Origin of the sequence: Massilia sp. Leaf139, from assembly GCF_001424165.1 — a bacterium.
In the GTDB taxonomy this organism is placed as follows: domain Bacteria; phylum Pseudomonadota; class Gammaproteobacteria; order Burkholderiales; family Burkholderiaceae_D; genus Telluria.
On the sequence record NZ_LMOJ01000012.1, the window covers coordinates 542,813 to 558,291 of the forward strand.

General features: G+C 65.1%; 15 protein-coding genes. 3 read left to right on the forward strand and 12 right to left on the reverse strand.

The features are described from left to right. Positions 1-45: 45 nt before the first annotated feature. The 8 genes from ASF77_RS11035 to gshB all read right to left on the reverse strand — a co-directional run bounded on the left by ASF77_RS11035 (position 46) and on the right by gshB (position 7,391). Positions 46-966, reverse strand: a complete 921-nt coding sequence (locus ASF77_RS11035) for a pseudouridine synthase (RefSeq protein ID WP_056338950.1) — start codon at positions 964-966, stop codon at positions 46-48. A gap of 13 nt (positions 967-979) precedes the next feature. After that, positions 980-1,864: a M48 family metallopeptidase gene (locus ASF77_RS11040; protein ID WP_056338952.1), complete on the reverse strand. Its 885-nt coding sequence runs from the start codon at positions 1,862-1,864 to the stop codon at positions 980-982. A gap of 186 nt (positions 1,865-2,050) precedes the next feature. Continuing rightward, positions 2,051-2,665 (reverse strand): methionine biosynthesis protein MetW, encoded by a 615-nt coding sequence (gene metW / locus ASF77_RS11045; RefSeq protein ID WP_056338954.1) that lies wholly within the window; start codon positions 2,663-2,665, stop codon positions 2,051-2,053. Next, positions 2,662-3,825 (reverse strand): homoserine O-acetyltransferase, encoded by a 1,164-nt coding sequence (locus ASF77_RS11050; protein WP_082493706.1) that lies wholly within the window; start codon positions 3,823-3,825, stop codon positions 2,662-2,664. The genes metW and ASF77_RS11050 overlap by 4 nt, the downstream gene beginning before the upstream one ends. Positions 3,826-3,897: 72 nt before the next feature. Further along, entirely contained in the window at positions 3,898-5,667 is a 1,770-nt protein-coding gene (gene ptsP, locus ASF77_RS11055) for a phosphoenolpyruvate--protein phosphotransferase (RefSeq protein ID WP_056339067.1), read from the reverse strand. 35 nt (positions 5,668-5,702) lie between these two features. Further along, a complete protein-coding gene (locus ASF77_RS11060; RefSeq protein WP_056338957.1) occupies positions 5,703-5,972 on the reverse strand; it encodes an HPr family phosphocarrier protein in 270 nt (89 codons plus the stop codon). 59 nt (positions 5,973-6,031) lie between these two features. Then, entirely contained in the window at positions 6,032-6,433 is a 402-nt protein-coding gene (locus tag ASF77_RS11065) for a PTS sugar transporter subunit IIA (protein ID WP_056338960.1), read from the reverse strand. A 1-nt stretch (position 6,434) separates the two neighbouring features. Continuing rightward, positions 6,435-7,391 (reverse strand): glutathione synthase, encoded by a 957-nt coding sequence (gene gshB / locus ASF77_RS11070; RefSeq protein ID WP_056338962.1) that lies wholly within the window; start codon positions 7,389-7,391, stop codon positions 6,435-6,437. 179 nt (positions 7,392-7,570) lie between these two features. Between gshB and ASF77_RS11075 the strand changes: the two genes are divergently transcribed. Further along, positions 7,571-8,284 carry a class I SAM-dependent methyltransferase gene (locus ASF77_RS11075; RefSeq protein WP_056338965.1) on the forward strand — a complete coding sequence of 238 codons (714 nt, stop codon included), beginning with the start codon at positions 7,571-7,573 and terminating at the stop codon, positions 8,282-8,284. 45 nt (positions 8,285-8,329) lie between these two features. On the opposite strand, the gene gshA is transcribed toward ASF77_RS11075, so the two are convergent. The 4 genes from gshA to ASF77_RS11095 all read right to left on the reverse strand — a co-directional run bounded on the left by gshA (position 8,330) and on the right by ASF77_RS11095 (position 12,297). Then, complete coding sequence (gshA, locus tag ASF77_RS11080) at positions 8,330-9,631, reverse strand: glutamate--cysteine ligase (RefSeq protein WP_056338967.1); 1,302 nt, start codon at positions 9,629-9,631, stop codon at positions 8,330-8,332. A gap of 170 nt (positions 9,632-9,801) precedes the next feature. Beyond that, positions 9,802-11,202 carry an ammonium transporter gene (gene amt, locus ASF77_RS11085; RefSeq protein ID WP_056338969.1) on the reverse strand — a complete coding sequence of 467 codons (1,401 nt, stop codon included), beginning with the start codon at positions 11,200-11,202 and terminating at the stop codon, positions 9,802-9,804. A gap of 11 nt (positions 11,203-11,213) precedes the next feature. Further along, a complete protein-coding gene (locus ASF77_RS11090) occupies positions 11,214-11,552 on the reverse strand; it encodes a P-II family nitrogen regulator (protein WP_056338971.1) in 339 nt (112 codons plus the stop codon). A 13-nt stretch (positions 11,553-11,565) separates the two neighbouring features. Further along, the gene (locus ASF77_RS11095) at positions 11,566-12,297 is read right to left on the reverse strand and encodes a TorF family putative porin (protein ID WP_056338973.1); all 732 of its coding nucleotides are present in this window, start codon (positions 12,295-12,297) and stop codon (positions 11,566-11,568) included. A 250-nt stretch (positions 12,298-12,547) separates the two neighbouring features. Between ASF77_RS11095 and ASF77_RS11100 the strand changes: the two genes are divergently transcribed. Continuing rightward, on the forward strand, positions 12,548-12,796 hold the full coding sequence (locus tag ASF77_RS11100) for an accessory factor UbiK family protein (RefSeq protein ID WP_200934161.1): 249 nt from the start codon (positions 12,548-12,550) through the stop codon (positions 12,794-12,796). 141 nt (positions 12,797-12,937) lie between these two features. Continuing rightward, positions 12,938-15,427, forward strand: coding sequence for an adenosylcobalamin-dependent ribonucleoside-diphosphate reductase (locus ASF77_RS11105; protein ID WP_056338976.1), 2,490 nt, complete (start codon positions 12,938-12,940; stop codon positions 15,425-15,427). Positions 15,428-15,479 lie beyond the last annotated feature (52 nt).

Below are 15,479 nucleotides of genomic sequence, written 5' to 3' on the forward strand. Positions count from 1 at the left end.
TTCTTCAAAGCCGGCACCGTAGGGTGGGCGCCCCGTGCCCACCATTCATGGCCAGTCCAGCGTGCGTTCGCTGTGGAACGTACGCTGCGCTCCCGTCAGCGGATCTTCGAAACTGATCGAGCGCGCCAGCAGCTGGAGCGGCGCGCTGAAATCGTCGCCCTTGCAGGGCAGCGCCACCGGATAGAAAGCGTCGTTCAGGATCGGCGCGCCCAGGGATGACAAGTGCAGGCGCAACTGGTGCTTGCGGCCCGTGTGCGGGTGCAGGCGGTAGCGCACGATGTCGCCGCGGCGCTCGACTGCCTCGATCAGCGTTTCCGAATTCGGCTCGCCCGGCACCTCTTCGCTGACGAAAAACTGCGCCGCGTCCTGCATGCGGCTGCGGTAGGTAAAGGGAAACGCGCGTCCCTCGATCGGGCCCGCCAGCGCCTCGTACACTTTTTTCACCACCCGCTTCTGGAACATCGACTGGTATTTGCCGCGCGTTTCCAGCTTGTGCGAGAAGATGACCACGCCCGCCGTTTCGCGGTCGAGCCGGTGGATCGGCGTCAGGTGCGGCAGTTCCAGCTGCGCTTTCAGGCGCACCAGCAGGGTCTCGTGCAGGAAGCGGCCGGTCGGGATCATCGGCAGGAAGTGCGGCTTGTCGACGATGAGCAGGTGATCGTCCTGGAACAGGATGCGTTCCTTGAACGGGATCGGCGTCTCCGCCTCGTCGAGCTCGCGGTAGTACCAGATGCGCATGCCCTGGCGGACATGGCTATCCGCTTTCAGGGGAACACCCGCCGCATCGACCACTTCGCCGCGTTCAAGGCGCGCGGCCCAGGAGTCGCGTGTCACGTCGGGGAAGCGCTCGGCCAGGAAACGCAGCATGCCGCCGGCGAGCGTTTCGGTCAGCCACAGGTAGCTGGGCGCGACGCCGTCGCGCACCGGCAGCGGAATATAAGCGTTGGCTTCCGCCTGGCGACCCATCAAGCAAACTCCATTACTTCAGCGCGACATTGGTGCGGTAAGGCGGCAGGCGATTGACCGGCACGTTCTTGCTGCGCGCGTACAGCGGCAGCAGCACGTTCATGTGCTCTTCCATGTCGCGGATCCGCGTCTCGCCGCCCGGGTGGGTCGAGAGGAATTCGGGCGGCGCACCCTTGTTGAGCATGGCCATCTTGCGCCACAGGGCGATGCCGGCGCGCGGGTCGTAGCCGGCGCGGGCGGCAATGTCGAGGCCGACGAGATCGGCCTCGCGCTCCTCGTCGCGCGAGAACTTCAGCACGACACCCTGGCCGATCATGCCGGTGACGGTGTTGGTGATGCTCGGGTCGATGCCGAAGATGGCCGCACCGATGGCGCCGGCGCCGCGCGCGACCACCGAGGTGATGCCCGACTTGGCCGCGCGCTCGCGGCCGTGTTCGCGCAGCGCGTGGGCGATTTCGTGGCCCATGATCGCGGCCATTTCGTCGTCGGTCAGTTTCAACTGGTTGATGATGCCGGTGAAGAAGCCGATGCGGCCGCCCGGCATGCAGAAGGCGTTCACCTGCGGCTGGTCGAACAGGTTGACCTGCCACTGCCAACCCTTCGCCGACGCGTTCCAGCGCGGCGTGTGCGGGATGATGCGCTGGGCGACGCCGCGCAGGCGCTTGACTTCCGGATGGGTCGCGGGCACCAGCGCGCCCTTCTGCTGCGCTTCCGACATCATCGCCTGGTACTGCTGGGCCGCTTGCTGGTTGAGCTGCTCTTCGGGAACGATCACCCGCACGCGCGAAAGCGGCTTGACGGCGATGCCGTCCTGGACGACCTGTTCCTTCTGGGCGTGGGCCGTGCCGAGGCTGGCGAGCATGGCGATGGCGGCGGCGAGGTGTTTGAGTTTGTTCATGTCAGTGGCCAGTGTGCTGTTTTTGTCAACAGTATCGTCGCAGAAAAGGGCGGATGGGTACGCACGATAAGCAGGTGCGCGCTTGTTCAAATTGTCGTCGGACGCGTGGACGGCAAAGCCGTCCACCGTACAGCATGGACTGTAGGGTGGACGGGTTCCCCGTCCACGCGTTCGCCCTTTTCCAGCTCAGCCGCGCTTCGTCTTCTTCCTCAGCCTGAACACCGCCAGGCTCCCGCGCAGGTTCGGCAGGAAGGTCACCGGCTTGCCGTCGGCCAGCGCCACGTATTCGAGCACCTCGAGCCCGCACTCTTCCGCCAGCTCCTTGAAGTCGTAAATGGTTGCGCAGCGCACGTTGGGCGTGTCGTACCACTGGTAAGGCAGCGAGCGCGAGACCGGCATGCGGCCCTTCAAGAGCGCGACCCGGTGCGGCCAATAGGCGAAGTTCGGGAAGGAGACGATGGCTTCGCTCCCCACCCGCACGATGTCGCGCAACAGCTTCTCGACGTGCTGCATCATCTGCAGCGAGGACAGGCACAGCACCGTGTCGAAGGAATTGTCGCCGAACAGGCCGAGGCCCTCTTCCATGTCGTGCTGGATGACGTTGATGCCGCGACGCGTGCTTTCCAGCACCTTGTCGTCGGCGATCTCGATGCCGTAGCCGGTGCAGCGCTTGCCCTTTTCAAGGTAGCGCAGCATGGCGCCGTCGCCGCAGCCGACGTCGAGCACGTGGGCGCCGTCGCCCACCCAGTGTGCGATGAAGGCGAGATCGGGACGCAGTGTGGTCAGGTCTTCGAATTTCATGCCGCCTCCCCTGCCAGCGTTTGTGCCAATTCGTCCGCAATCCGGTCGTAGTAGGCGCGCACCACGCCCATGTAGCGCGCGTCTTCCAGCAGGAAGGCGTCGTGGCCGTGCGGCGCGTCGATCTCGGCGTAGGTCACCCGGCGCCGGTTCGAAATCAGGGCTTCCACGATCTCGCGGCTGCGCTCGGGCGAGAAGCGCCAGTCGGTCGTAAAAGAGGCGATCAGGAACTGGGCACGTGTGGTCGCCAGCGCCTTTGTGAGATCGCCGCCGTGCTCACGCGCCGGGTCGAAATAATCGAGCGCCTTGGTGATCAGGAGATAGGTGTTCGCGTCGAAGTATTCAGAGAATTTATCGCCCTGGTAGCGCAGGTAGGACTCGATCTCGAAGTCGATGCCGAAGTCGAATTTGTAGTCGTTGGTCTCGGCGGCATTGCGCAGCTTGCGGCCGAATTTTTCCGCCATGTCGTCGTTCGACAGATAGGTGATGTGGCCGACCATGCGCGCCACCTTCAGCCCGTTCTTCGGCACCACGCCGTGTTCGTAGAAATCGCCGCCGTGGTAGTCCGGGTCGGTCAGAATCGCCTGGCGCGCGACGTCGTTGAAGGCGATGTTCTGGGCCGAGAGCTTCGGCGTGGAGGCAATCACGATGCAGTGACGCAGGCGCTCGGGGAACTTGATGCTCCACGAGAGCGCCTGCATGCCGCCGAGCGAGCCGCCCATCACGGCGGCGAACTGCGCGATGCCGAGGCGGTCGGCCAGGCGCGCCTGGGCGCTGACCCAGTCTTCCACCGTTAGCAGTGGAAAGGCCGCGCCATAAGGCTTGCCGGTGGCCGGATTGGTGTGCATCGGGCCGGTCGAGCCGAAGCAGGAACCGAGGTTGTTCACGCCGATGACGAAGAACCGGTCGGTGTCGACCGGCTTGCCCGGCCCGACCATGTTGTCCCACCAGCCGAGGTTTTTCGGCGCGTCGGCATAGGTGCCGGCGACATGGTGCGAGGCGTTCAGTGCGTGGCAGATCAGCACCGCGTTCGAGCGCTCCGCGTTGAGTGTGCCGTAGGTTTCATACATCAGCGTGTAGCCGCCGAGCTGGGCGCCGCTTTGCAGCAGCAGGGGCTCGGCGAAATGCATCGCGGATGGAGAAACGGTTCCGATGGATCCCATGAGACTTTCTTGTTGATGTGCTTGGCGGCCGCTTTTGCATCTGGCCCCCTTGTGTATGTCTAAAAACGTGAATTACGTGAGCTGGAGCTGTTCGACCGCTTCGAGGATTTCGGACGGCTCCATCGAGCGCATGATGCGCCGCATTCGCGGGGCGATCTGCGCCAGGTCGGCGTTCAGGATTTCCTGCTTCACCGCCAGCAGCTGGGCCGGGTGCATCGAGAACTCGCGCAGGCCCATGCCCAACAATAAGCGCGTGAGCTTGATGTCGCCCGCCATCTCGCCGCAGACGGCGACGTCGATGCCGGCTTTCTGGCCGGCGGCGATCGTCATGCCGATCAGCTGCAGGATGGCCGGATGGAGCGGATCGTACAGGTGCGCCACTTCATAGTCGACGCGGTCGATCGCCAGCGTGTATTGAATCAGGTCGTTGGTGCCGATCGAGAGGAAGTTCATGCGCCGCACGAACATCGGCAGCGCCAGCGCGGCGGCCGGGATCTCGATCATGGCGCCCACCTCGACCGCTTCGTCGAATTTTATATTCTGTTCGCGCAGCTGGGCCTTGGCCTGCTCGAGGATGTTCAGGGTCTGGTCGATCTCGAAGGCATGCGCCAGCATCGGGAACAGGATGCGCACCTTGCCGAAGCAGGAGGCGCGCAGGATGGCGCGCAGCTGGGTCAGGAACAGCTGCGGCTCGGCCAGGCAGTAGCGGATCGCGCGCAGGCCCAGCGCGGGATTCAAAGCCGTGTGCTCGGTCGGGTCGAGCGGCTTGTCGGCCCCGACGTCGAGCGTGCGGATCGTCACCGGACGGCCCTTCATCGCCACCACGGCACGCCGGTACTGTTCGAACTGTTCGTCCTCGTCGGGGATCGTCAGACCCGGCGCGCCGCGGCCCATGAACAGGAACTCCGAGCGGAACAGGCCGATGCCGGTCGCGCCGGCATCCAGCGCGTGCGGGCAATCGTCGGGCAGCTCGATGTTCGCCATCAGCTTGATCGCGGTGCCGTCTTTCGTCACGGCCGGCGTCTTCTTCAGCTTGAGCAGGCGCTTGCGGGCTTTCGTGAGCGCAGCCTGGCGCGCGCGGTACTGTTCCAGCACCAGTGGGCTCGGATTGCAGATGACGACGCCGGCGTCGCCGTCGACGATCACCCAGTCGTCCTGCTCGATCAGGCGCGAAGCCTGGCTCATGCCGACGGCCGCCGGAATGTCGAGCGAGCGCGCGACGATCGCGGTGTGCGAGTTCTGGCCCCCGACGTCGGTGACGAAACCGATGAAGGAGCGCGACTCGCCGCCGCGGTCGCGGAAGGCCAGCATGTCGGCCGGCGAGATGTCGTGGGCGACGACGACCATCTGCGGTGCGTAGCCGTCTTCGCTGCTGAGCACCGGAGGCACCGACAGCGCGGTGCCCATCAGGACTTTCAGGACGCGCTCGGCGACCTGCTGGATGTCGTGCTTGCGCTCGCGCAGGTAGGGGTCTTCGATCTCGTCGAACTGGCTTGATAATTCGTCGATCTGCGTCACCAGCGCCCATTCGGCGTTGTAGTGGCGCGCGCGGATGATGTCGAGCGGCGCTTCCGAAATCATCGGGTCGGACAGGATCAGGGCGTGGACGTCGATGAAGGCGCCCAGTTCGGTCGGCGCGTCCTTCGGCAGATCCGTCCACAGCTCCTGCAGGTTGCGGTGCACTTCGGCGATCGCATCCTGCAGGCGCTTGACCTCGGCTTCGACCTGCTCTACCGAGACCAGGTAATGCTTGACGTCGAGCGCGGCGGGCGTGAGCAGGTGCGCGCGTCCGATGGCGATCCCGCGCGAGACGGGAATGCCATGGAGCGTGAACGAGGCCATCGAGGATCCCGAACGGTAGCGGCCCGATTCCGGCATTACTCGCCTTCGCCGAACTTGTCGTTGACCAGCGCGGACAGGGCCGTGATGGCGTCGGCTTCGTCGGCGCCGTCGGCTTCCAGCGTGACTTTCGCGCCCTTGCCGGCGGCCAGCATCATCACGCCCATGATCGACTTGGCGTTGATGCGACGGCCATTGCGGGTGAGCCAGACTTCGCTTTTGTACTTCGCGGCGAGCTGCGTGAATTTGGCGGATGCGCGGGCATGCAGGCCCAGTTTGTTGATAATCTCAAGTTCTTGTTGAATCATGTTCTCGTTGTCTTTTCAATCGTCAGAACTGCGGCACCCGTCCGCCCCTGTAACCCGGTTTATCCTACGCGGATGCGGTTATCCACGCGTACTGCGCCATTCTGGGCACCCGCCAGCGCCATTTCCACCACCACGTCGAGCGTGTCACGACGGTAGGTGATCGCACGCAGCAGCATCGGCAGGCTGATGCCGGCGATGACTTCGACGTGGCCATCGATCGCCAGCGAATTGCAGCAATTGGCCGGCGTGCCGCCCTTTATGTCGGTGATCACCAGCACGCCGTCGCCTTCGTCCAGGCGTGCGATCGCTTCGCGCGCGCGGACGTTGACGGCGTGCGTGTCCTCGTCGGCGGCCACGTCGATCGCCTCGAAACGCTCGGTCGGCCCGCGAAACACGTGGGCCACCGCCGCGATGAATGCCTGGCCCAGCGGTGCGTGGGTCAGGAGCAAAATACCTACCATGTCATTTTCCTGTTGCCGACTTAGTTGCCAACTCAATGGCGTCGATGAACATCGCCGCGACGTCGAAGCCGGTCTGGTCGGTGATCTCCTGGAAGCAAGTCGGGCTGGTGACATTCACCTCGGTCAGGAAATCGCCGATCACGTCCAATCCTACCAGTAACAGGCCACGCTCGGCCAGTAGTGGGCCCAGCGCCTCGGCGATCTCGCGGTCGCGCTCGGTGATGGGCTGGGCCACGCCGATGCCGCCGGCCGCCAGGTTGCCGCGTACCTCGCTGCCCTGCGGAATGCGCGCCAGCGCGAAGGGTACCGGCTTGCCGCCGATGACCAGGATGCGCTTGTCGCCCTTCACGATCTCAGGGATGTATTTTTGCACCATGATGGTGCGTTTGCCGTTGTCGCTCAGCGTCTCGATGATGGCGCCCAGGTTCATCGCGTCCGCTTTGACGCGGAAGATGCCAGTGCCGCCCATGCCGTCGAGCGGCTTGAAGATCACGTCGCCGTGGCTTGCGTGGAAGGCGCGCAGGCGCTTTTCCGAGGAAGTGACCAGGGTCGGCGACGTAAACTGGCTGAACTGGCCGATGGCCAGCTTTTCGTTGTGGTCGCGAATCGCGGACGGCTTGTTGAAGACGCGCGCGCCCTGCTTTTCCGCCAGCTCCAGCAGATAGGTGCCGTAGACATATTCCATGTCGAAGGGCGGATCCTTGCGCTCGATGATGGCGTCGAATGCGGACAAGCGCGTATCGACGGCATCGTCGGCCCGGTACCAGGGATCCTGCTCGCCGGTGAGGTGGATGCGCGCCACCTCGGCGCTGACCACGCCTCCCTCGAGCGCCATGTCGCGCTGCTCGAAGGCATAGACTTCGTGGCCGCGCCGCGCCGCCTCGCGCATCATCGCGAAGGTCGAGTCCTTGTAGATCTTGAAGTTGGCCAGCGGATCGGCGAGGAAGGCGATTTTCATGGGGGATCCTGTCGGGGTAATGCCCTCGATTTTAGCCGGAATCCCGAATGCGCGCGGACGGCGGCCCCGGCCGAATGATTCCTACGAGCATATGATGCTGATGAGCAAATTGCGGATGATCGCCGGAACGCGTGAGCGCGCGCAAACCGGGATGCGATTGTCTGCGCGACGATGCATGAATGGACGCTCAACTAGACCACCAGGCAGAACAGGATCGCATCGCCAACGTATATCGGGGCTGGCATGGGGGCGCCGCCCTCGCCCGCTATGCGTGGCACCGGCCCGACGTCGTGTACCAGCAAGCCATGCGCACCCGCGTGCTGTCGCGCCTGCTCGCCAATACCGTCGGCACCGACCTCGGCAAGCTGCGCGTCGTCGACGTCGGCTGCGGCACGGGCGGTTTCCTGCGCCAGCTGATCGACTGGGGCGCTACGCCCGCCAACCTTACCGGCACCGAACTCCAGCAGGATCGGCTCGAGCTGGCGCGCCCGCGTACGGCGTCCGAGGTGCACTGGCATTGCGGCGCCCTGAGCGTCCTGCCTGCCGCCAGCGCCGATCTCGTCAGCGCCCAGACGGTGATCTCATCGATTCTCGATCCGGACATCCGCCAGCGCCTCGCGGCCGACATGTGGCGCGTGCTGAAACCGGGCGGCTGGTGCCTCGTGTTCGACTTCCGCTACAACAACCCGCGCAATCCTCACGTGCGCAAGGTCACGCGCGCCGAGCTCGACAGCTATTGGCCGGGCCACCGCCAGCAATACCAGACCCTGCTGCTCGCCCCGCCCGTCGGCCGCGCCCTGGCCGCCTTGCCGGCCCTGGTCACCGAAACCCTGGCCGGCCTGGCGCCGCCGCTGCGGTCGCATTTCATGTACATGGTGCAGAAGGAGCGGTGAACAAGGCAGGGGTGAGCGAGGCCATTGGCCTCGCTCACCCCTACATCAATACACCTCCGGATTCGGATCCGTCCGCTCCATCTCCAACGAAGCCGCCAGCAGCCCCAGGCGCGCCACCACGCCGTACACGTAGAACCGGTTCGGCGCCGCCGTGCCCGGCTTGGCCTTCAGATCCGGCACCGCATGCTGCTGGGCGAAGGCCAGCGGCACATATTGCGAGCCCGGCGCATTCAGGTTCTGGTCGATGCCGCGCTCGGCGTGCACGCGGTAGAAGCCGCCGACCACGTAGCGGTCGATCATGTAGACCACCGGCTCTGCCACGGCGTCGTCGATCTTCTCGAAGGTCGGCACGCCTTCCTGCACGATCAGGTCGGTGACGGCGACGCCGTCCTTGATGACCGACATTTTCGCGCGCTGCTTGAGCGAGAGGTCGCGCACTTCGCTCGCGTCCTTCACCGTCATCACGCCCATGCCGTAGGTGCCGGCGTCGGGCTTCACGATCACGAAGGGTTTTTGCTCCTTCATGCCGTATTCCTTGTACTTCTTCTTGACCTTCGAGAGCAGCGAGGACACGGCATCGGCCAGCGCCTCGGTGCCCTGGTCATGCTCGAGGTCGACCTCGCCGACTTTCGCGTGCAGCGGATTGACCAGCCACGGATCGATGTCGATCAGCTTGCCGAATTTCTTGGCGACTTCGTCGAATGCCTTCAGGTGATTGCTCTTGCGGCGCAGCGCCCAGCCGGCGTGCACCGGCGGCAGCAGCGACTGCTCGTGGATGTTTTCCAGGATCGAGGGGATGCCGCTCGACAGGTCGTTGTTGAGCAGGATGGTGCAGGGATCGAAGTCGGCCAGGCCCAGGCGGCGTCCATTGGGCGAGCGCACCAGCGGCTCCACCACCAGCATGTTCCCGTCCGGCAGCGCCAGCGGGGTCGGCTGGGTGACCTCGGGCGAGAGCGAACCCAGGCGCACGTGCAGGCCGGTCTGGCGGAAGATCTGCATCAGGCGCGCCACGTTGGACAGGTAATGCGGATTGCGCGTATGGGTTTCCGGGATCAGGAGCAGGTTGCGCGCGTCCGGACAATACTTGTCGATCGCCGCCATCGCCGCCTGCACCGTCAAGGGCAGCATCTCGCTGGCGAGGTTGTTGAAACCGCCCGGGAACAGGTTGGTGTCGACCGGCGCCAGTTTATAGCCGGCATTGCGCAGGTCGACCGAGCAGTAGAACGGCGGCGTGTGCTCCTGCCACTCGAGGCGGAACCAGCGCTCGATGGCTGGGGTGGCGTCGAGGATCTTTTTTTCTAAATCGAGCAGCGGGCCGGTCAGGGCGGTAGCGAGGTGCGGAACCATGAAAGTGGGCGTCCTTATTAGGCTTCAAAGTGGAGCTTCAAAGCGGGCTTCTTGGCAATGAATGCCCTCATATGGGGCAGTTATCACTATTTTAAAGCTTCATGTTGCACCGCAGCTAAAAAACAAAAGGCGCCCCGCAGGGCGCCTTTATGCTGTCAGGGTCGCGGTTGTTACGAATGGTACGCCGATTCGCCGTGGCTGGTAATATCCAGGCCCTCGCGCTCCTGCTCTTCCGGCACGCGCAGCCCGATGACGATATCCACGAGCTTGAAGGCGACAAAGGCGATCACGGCCGACCAGACGATGGTCACGCCCACCGCCTGTACCTGCACCCAGACCTGGTGCCCGATCGAATAGTCGGGTGAGGCCTTGTTGGCGACATAATCCCAGACGCCCTGCCCGCCCAGTTGCGGTGAGGCGAACACGCCGGTCAGCAAGGCGCCGACGATGCCGCCGACACCGTGCACACCGAACACGTCGAGCGAATCGTCGACCCGCAGCATGCGTTTCAGGCCGTTCACACCCCACAGGCAGACCAGGCCGCCCACCAGGCCGATCACCAGCGCGCCCATCGGGCCAACGAAACCGCAAGCCGGGGTGATTGCCACCAGGCCCGAGACGGCGCCCGATGCCGCGCCCAGCATCGACGGCTTGCCCTTGGTCAGCCATTCGCCCAGCGTCCAGGCGACGGTGGCGGCGGCGGTCGCCAGCAGCGTGTTGATGAAGGCGAGCGCGGCGATGTCGCCCGCTTCCAGCGCCGAACCGGCATTGAAGCCGAACCAGCCCACCCACAGCAGCGAGGCGCCGATCATGGTCATGGTCATCGAGTGCGGCGCCATCGATTCGCGGCCGTAGCCGACGCGCTTGCCGATCACATAGGCGCCGACCAGGCCGGCCACGGCGGCGTTGATGTGTACCACGGTGCCGCCGGCGAAGTCGAGCGCGCCCTTCTGCCACAGCCAGCCGGCGGCGTCGGTGACGGCGGCCAGCGTGGTCGCGTCGGTGATCGCGTCCGGGCCGGCCCAGAACCAGACCATGTGCGCGATCGGCAGGTAGCCGAAGGTGAACCACAGGACGATGAACAGCATCACCGCCGAAAAGCGCGCACGCTCGGCGAAGGCGCCGACGATCAGGCCGCAGGTGATGGCGGCGAAGGTGCCCTGGAAGGCGACGAAGATAAACTCGGGAATCATCGTCTCCTTGCTGAAGGTCGCAGCCATGCTGAACATGCCCGCGGCTGGATCGTAGATACCGTTCAGGAAGGCGCGGTCGAAGCCGCCGATGAAGGGATTACCCGGCGTAAAGGCCAGTGAATAGCCGTACAGGCACCAGAGCACGATGATCAGCGAGAAGATCATGAAGATCTGCAGCAGCACCGACAGCATGTTCTTCGCGCGCACCAGGCCGCCGTAGAACAGGGCCAGGCCCGGGATCGACATCATGATCACGAGCAGGGTCGCGGTGAACATCCAGGCGGTATCGCCCTTGTTGATGGATGGGGCGGCCAGGGCCGGCAAGGCCACGCCCAACGCCAGCGCGGCGGCGAGGATTTTAGAGACGATTGCTTTCATTGGAAATCCCCTTACAGTGCGTCGTTGCCGGTCTCGCCGGTACGGATACGGATGACCTGGCCGAGGTCGGACACGAAGATCTTGCCGTCGCCGATCTTGCCGGTGCGGGCGGCGCCCTGGATGGCGTCGATGACCTGGTCGACGATCAGGTCGTCGACGGCCGCTTCGATCCGGATCTTCGGGAGGAAGTCGACCACGTACTCGGCGCCGCGGTAGAGCTCGGTATGGCCCTTCTGGCGGCCGAAGCCCTTCACTTCGGTGACCGTCATGCCCTGCACGTTAATTTCCGACAGCGCCTCGCGCACCTCGTCGAGCTTGAAGGGCTTGATAATGGCGGTAATCAGTTTCATCGCATTGCCTCTTTCAGAAAGTTTTTGAGACGGAGACCACCGCGGCCGACTTGCCCAGGTTGCGGCCCTGCGGGCTGAGATAGCTTTCCGTGTTGGCCTTGACCCAGGCCAGCGAGACGCTGGCAAAACCCAGATCCTTGGTCAGGCCGACCTTGTAGTCGGTATAGGACAGTGCCCCGTTGTTCTTCACGCGCTGGCGCCCGACGTGCAGGTTCAGCACCAGGCCTTCGATGGCGGTAATCGGGACGTTCGCGCCCAGATCCAGGTAGCCGCTCTGCTTGCTGTCGGTCGTACCGAACAGGTTCGTGGTCGAATGCGAATACTTCAGGTAGGCCGGGCCGAAGCCGACCTGGCCGTAGAGCTCGAAGGTATTCGCGTTCGGGTTGAGGTCGTTCGACGGGTACCAGTAGTACAGGCCGCCGACGTCGTAGCTGATCGCCTCGGTGATCTGGCCGCGCTTGCCGGCATAGAAGTCGACTTCGACGTCGCCGTCGCCGCCCAGGTCTTTCGTCCACTTGATGGTGGAGAGCCAGGTGCCGACATACAGGCCGCTCGGGGCGTGGGTGTAGTCGACGCCGCCCTGCAATGCCGGATCGAAGCGGGTCTGCGACAGGCCGCGGTAGCGGTATTCGCTGGTGAGCGCCGCGTTCCAGGCGACCGTATGTTCGGCGGCCGTCTCTTGCGCCCCTGCGCTGCCCATCATTGCCAGCGCGAGTGCCGCACTGCCTGCTAATTTGCTCTTCATGACGATTCCCCTGGATGTGGATGGATGTGATGTCTCCGGTGCCTGAGTTGCAGCTTTATCCATCCTGTAGCAGAATGCGTGCCAACCCATCGGGGCATGCCATGTGCTTGATTTCTTGCGCTCCTGCCCCAATTTCGGTGCTAATCACCACAAATTCGTGCGCGCCAGATGATGAACGCGCTGCCACGCACTAATCGAGGTCGCCGCGCACCACCGTGGTGCGCCGCCTCGTCGACCAGGATCGATCCACATGAATAACTTCTTCAACGACTTGCAAGGCAAGATCAACCAGGCGATGGAAAGCTCGCCCGCCAAGGACATCGAGCGCAACGTCAAGGCAATGATGACCCAGGGCTTTTCCAAGCTCGACCTGGTGACCCGTGAAGAATTCGACATCCAGGCCCAGGTGCTGGCAAAAACGCGCGCGAAGCTCGAAGCGCTCGAGCTGCGCGTGGCCGAGCTGGAAGCGCGGCTGACGGAGACGGCTCCGAAGCTGTAACCGCGCTCCCGGCGCATGCTGTACTCACCAACGAGCGTCTAGCACGGCCTCCAGGGCAAGGCGCATCGTCGAAGACAGTACGCTAGTACGGCGAGACGAATGCAACGCCGCCATGGGGGTTGTGCTAGACGCGAGGGCGCCATGAATGCAAAAGATCAATCGCTTGACACGACTCTGCCTCCGCAAGAGGTCTCGATCGACGTGCTGCGCGAGAAGTACGCGAAAGGCGATGAAACCTCCATCGCCGACGTGCGCCGGCGCGTCGCGCAGGCCCTCGCCGCGCACGAGGCGCCGGACGTACGCGGCGAATTGGCCGCCCGCTTCCTGTGGGCGATGGAGCACGGCTTCGTCCCCGGCGGGCGCATCAACTCCGCCGCCGGCCTCGATCTGAAAGCCACCCTCATCAACTGTTTCGTCCAGCCGGTCGGCGACTCCGTCACCGGCGTCGACGATGGCCTGCCCGGCATCTACACGGCCCTGGCCGAAGCCGCCGAGACCATGCGCCGCGGCGGCGGCGTCGGCTACGACTTTAGCGCCATCCGCCCCTTCGGCGCCCTCGTGCGCGGCACCCGGTCGCGCGCATCGGGCCCGGTGTCGTACATGGAACTGTTCGACGCCTCCTGCCGCACCGTCGAATCGGCCGGCGCCCGCCGCGGCGCCCAGATGGGCGTGCTGCACATCGACCATCCCGACATCGAACGCTTCATCGCCGCCAAGGATCGCGGCGCGCTCTCCAACTTCAATATCTCTGTGGGCGTGAGCGACGCCTTCATGCATGCGCTGGAGGCCGACGCGACTTTCCCGCTCGTGCACCGCGCCGAGCCGAACGAGGATCTGGTCGCCGCCGGCGCGCATCAACGGGAGGACGGCCTCTGGGTCTGGCGCGAGGTGCGCGCCCGCGCGCTGTGGGATAGCATCATGGCCTCGACCTACGACCATGCCGAGCCGGGCGTGCTGTTCGTCGACCGCATGAACGGCGAGAACAACCTCTGGTATTGCGAGCGGCTCCGCGCGACCAATCCGTGCGGAGAGCAGCCCCTGCCCGCCTACGGCTGCTGCGACCTCGGTTCCCTCAACCTCACCTGCTTCGTCGACCAGCCTTTTACCGATCGGGCGCGCTTCGACGTCGAACGCATGCGCGAGGTGGCGACGATCGCCGTGCGCATGCTCGACCTGGTGCTCGATGCCACCGAATGGCCGCTGCCGCAGCAGGCGCAGGAAGCGCGCGCCAAGCGCCGCATCGGCCTGGGTTTTCTCGGCCTGGGCAGCGCCCTGGTGATGCTGGGCCTGCGCTACGATGCGCCCGAAGGGCGGGCGCTGGCCGCGCGCATCGCGGAGAACCTGCGCGACGCGGCCTATGCGGCATCATGCGAACTGGCGCGCGAAAAAGGCGCCTTTCCCCTGTTCGACGCCGAGCGCTACCTGCAGGGCGCGTTCGTTTCGCGCCTGCCGCAGGCGCTGCGCGAAACGATCCGCACCCACGGCATCCGCAACTCGCACCTGCTCTCCATCGCGCCGACCGGCACCATCGCGCTGGCCTTTGCCGACAATGCTTCGAACGGCATCGAGCCCGCTTATTCGTGGACGTACCAGCGCAAGAAGCGCATGCCCGACGATACGATGCGCGCCTACGAGGTCGAAGACCATGCCTGGCGCCTGTACCGGCGCCTGCATCCCGAAGCCACGGCGGACGGCCCGCTGCCGCCGCCTTTCGTGACCGCCCTGCAGATGAGCGCCGACGACCACCTGCGCATGCTGGAGGCGGTGCAGCCCTTCGTCGATACGGCGATCTCGAAGACGGTGAACGTTCCGGCCGACTATCCCTACGCCGATTTCCGCGGCCTGTACCTGGAAGCCTGGCGCGCCGGCCTCAAGGGCCTGGCGACCTACCGGCCGAATACGGTGCTGGGCAGCGTACTGGCCACCAGCGCGCCGCAGGCCGAGACCAGCGCCAGCGCGGCCTGTCCTGACGAGGATCCGCTGCGCCAGCGCTTCGAGGGACGCCCGCTGGGCGAACTCGATTCCGTCACCTCGAAGATCGAGTACGCCACCCAGGAAGGCCGCAAGACCCTGTACCTGACGGTGAGTTTCATCCAGGTCGAGGGGCTGGTCGACGGCGTACCCGTCGTCATCGAGCGCCCCTTCGAATTCTTCATGCCGGCCAACCAGCGCAGCGACGGCCAGCAGTGGATCACGTCCTCGATGCGCCTGCTGTCGATGCTGGCGCGTGCCGGCGGGCCGATCGCGAAGGCCCTGGCCGACATGCGCGACGTGGTCTGGGAAAAGGGGCCGGTGCGCTGCGGCTTCCTCACGCGCGAGGACGGCACCCGGGTGCCGGTGTTCCACGATTCGGAAGCGGCGGCGGTGGGCTTCATGCTGCAGCGGATCCTGATCAAGCGCGGCTTCCTCGACAGCCAGGGCAATGGCGTGCCGGTGGCGCAGCTGGCGCGCCAGCTGGCCGCACGCGGCGGCGCGGACGCCCCGGCGCATGGCGACGCCGCGGCCATGCCTGGCAGCGCGGCGCCGCCGGCCACGGGCGCCAAGTGCCCGGAATGCGGCGCCCGCGCGCTGCGCAAGCAAGGCGGCTGCACGCGCTGCGACAACTGCCAATATGTTGGGGAATGCGGCTGAGTTGTTCTTGCGGCGGGCCGGTGCGGTGATACCATCGGAAATCCGCCGTATT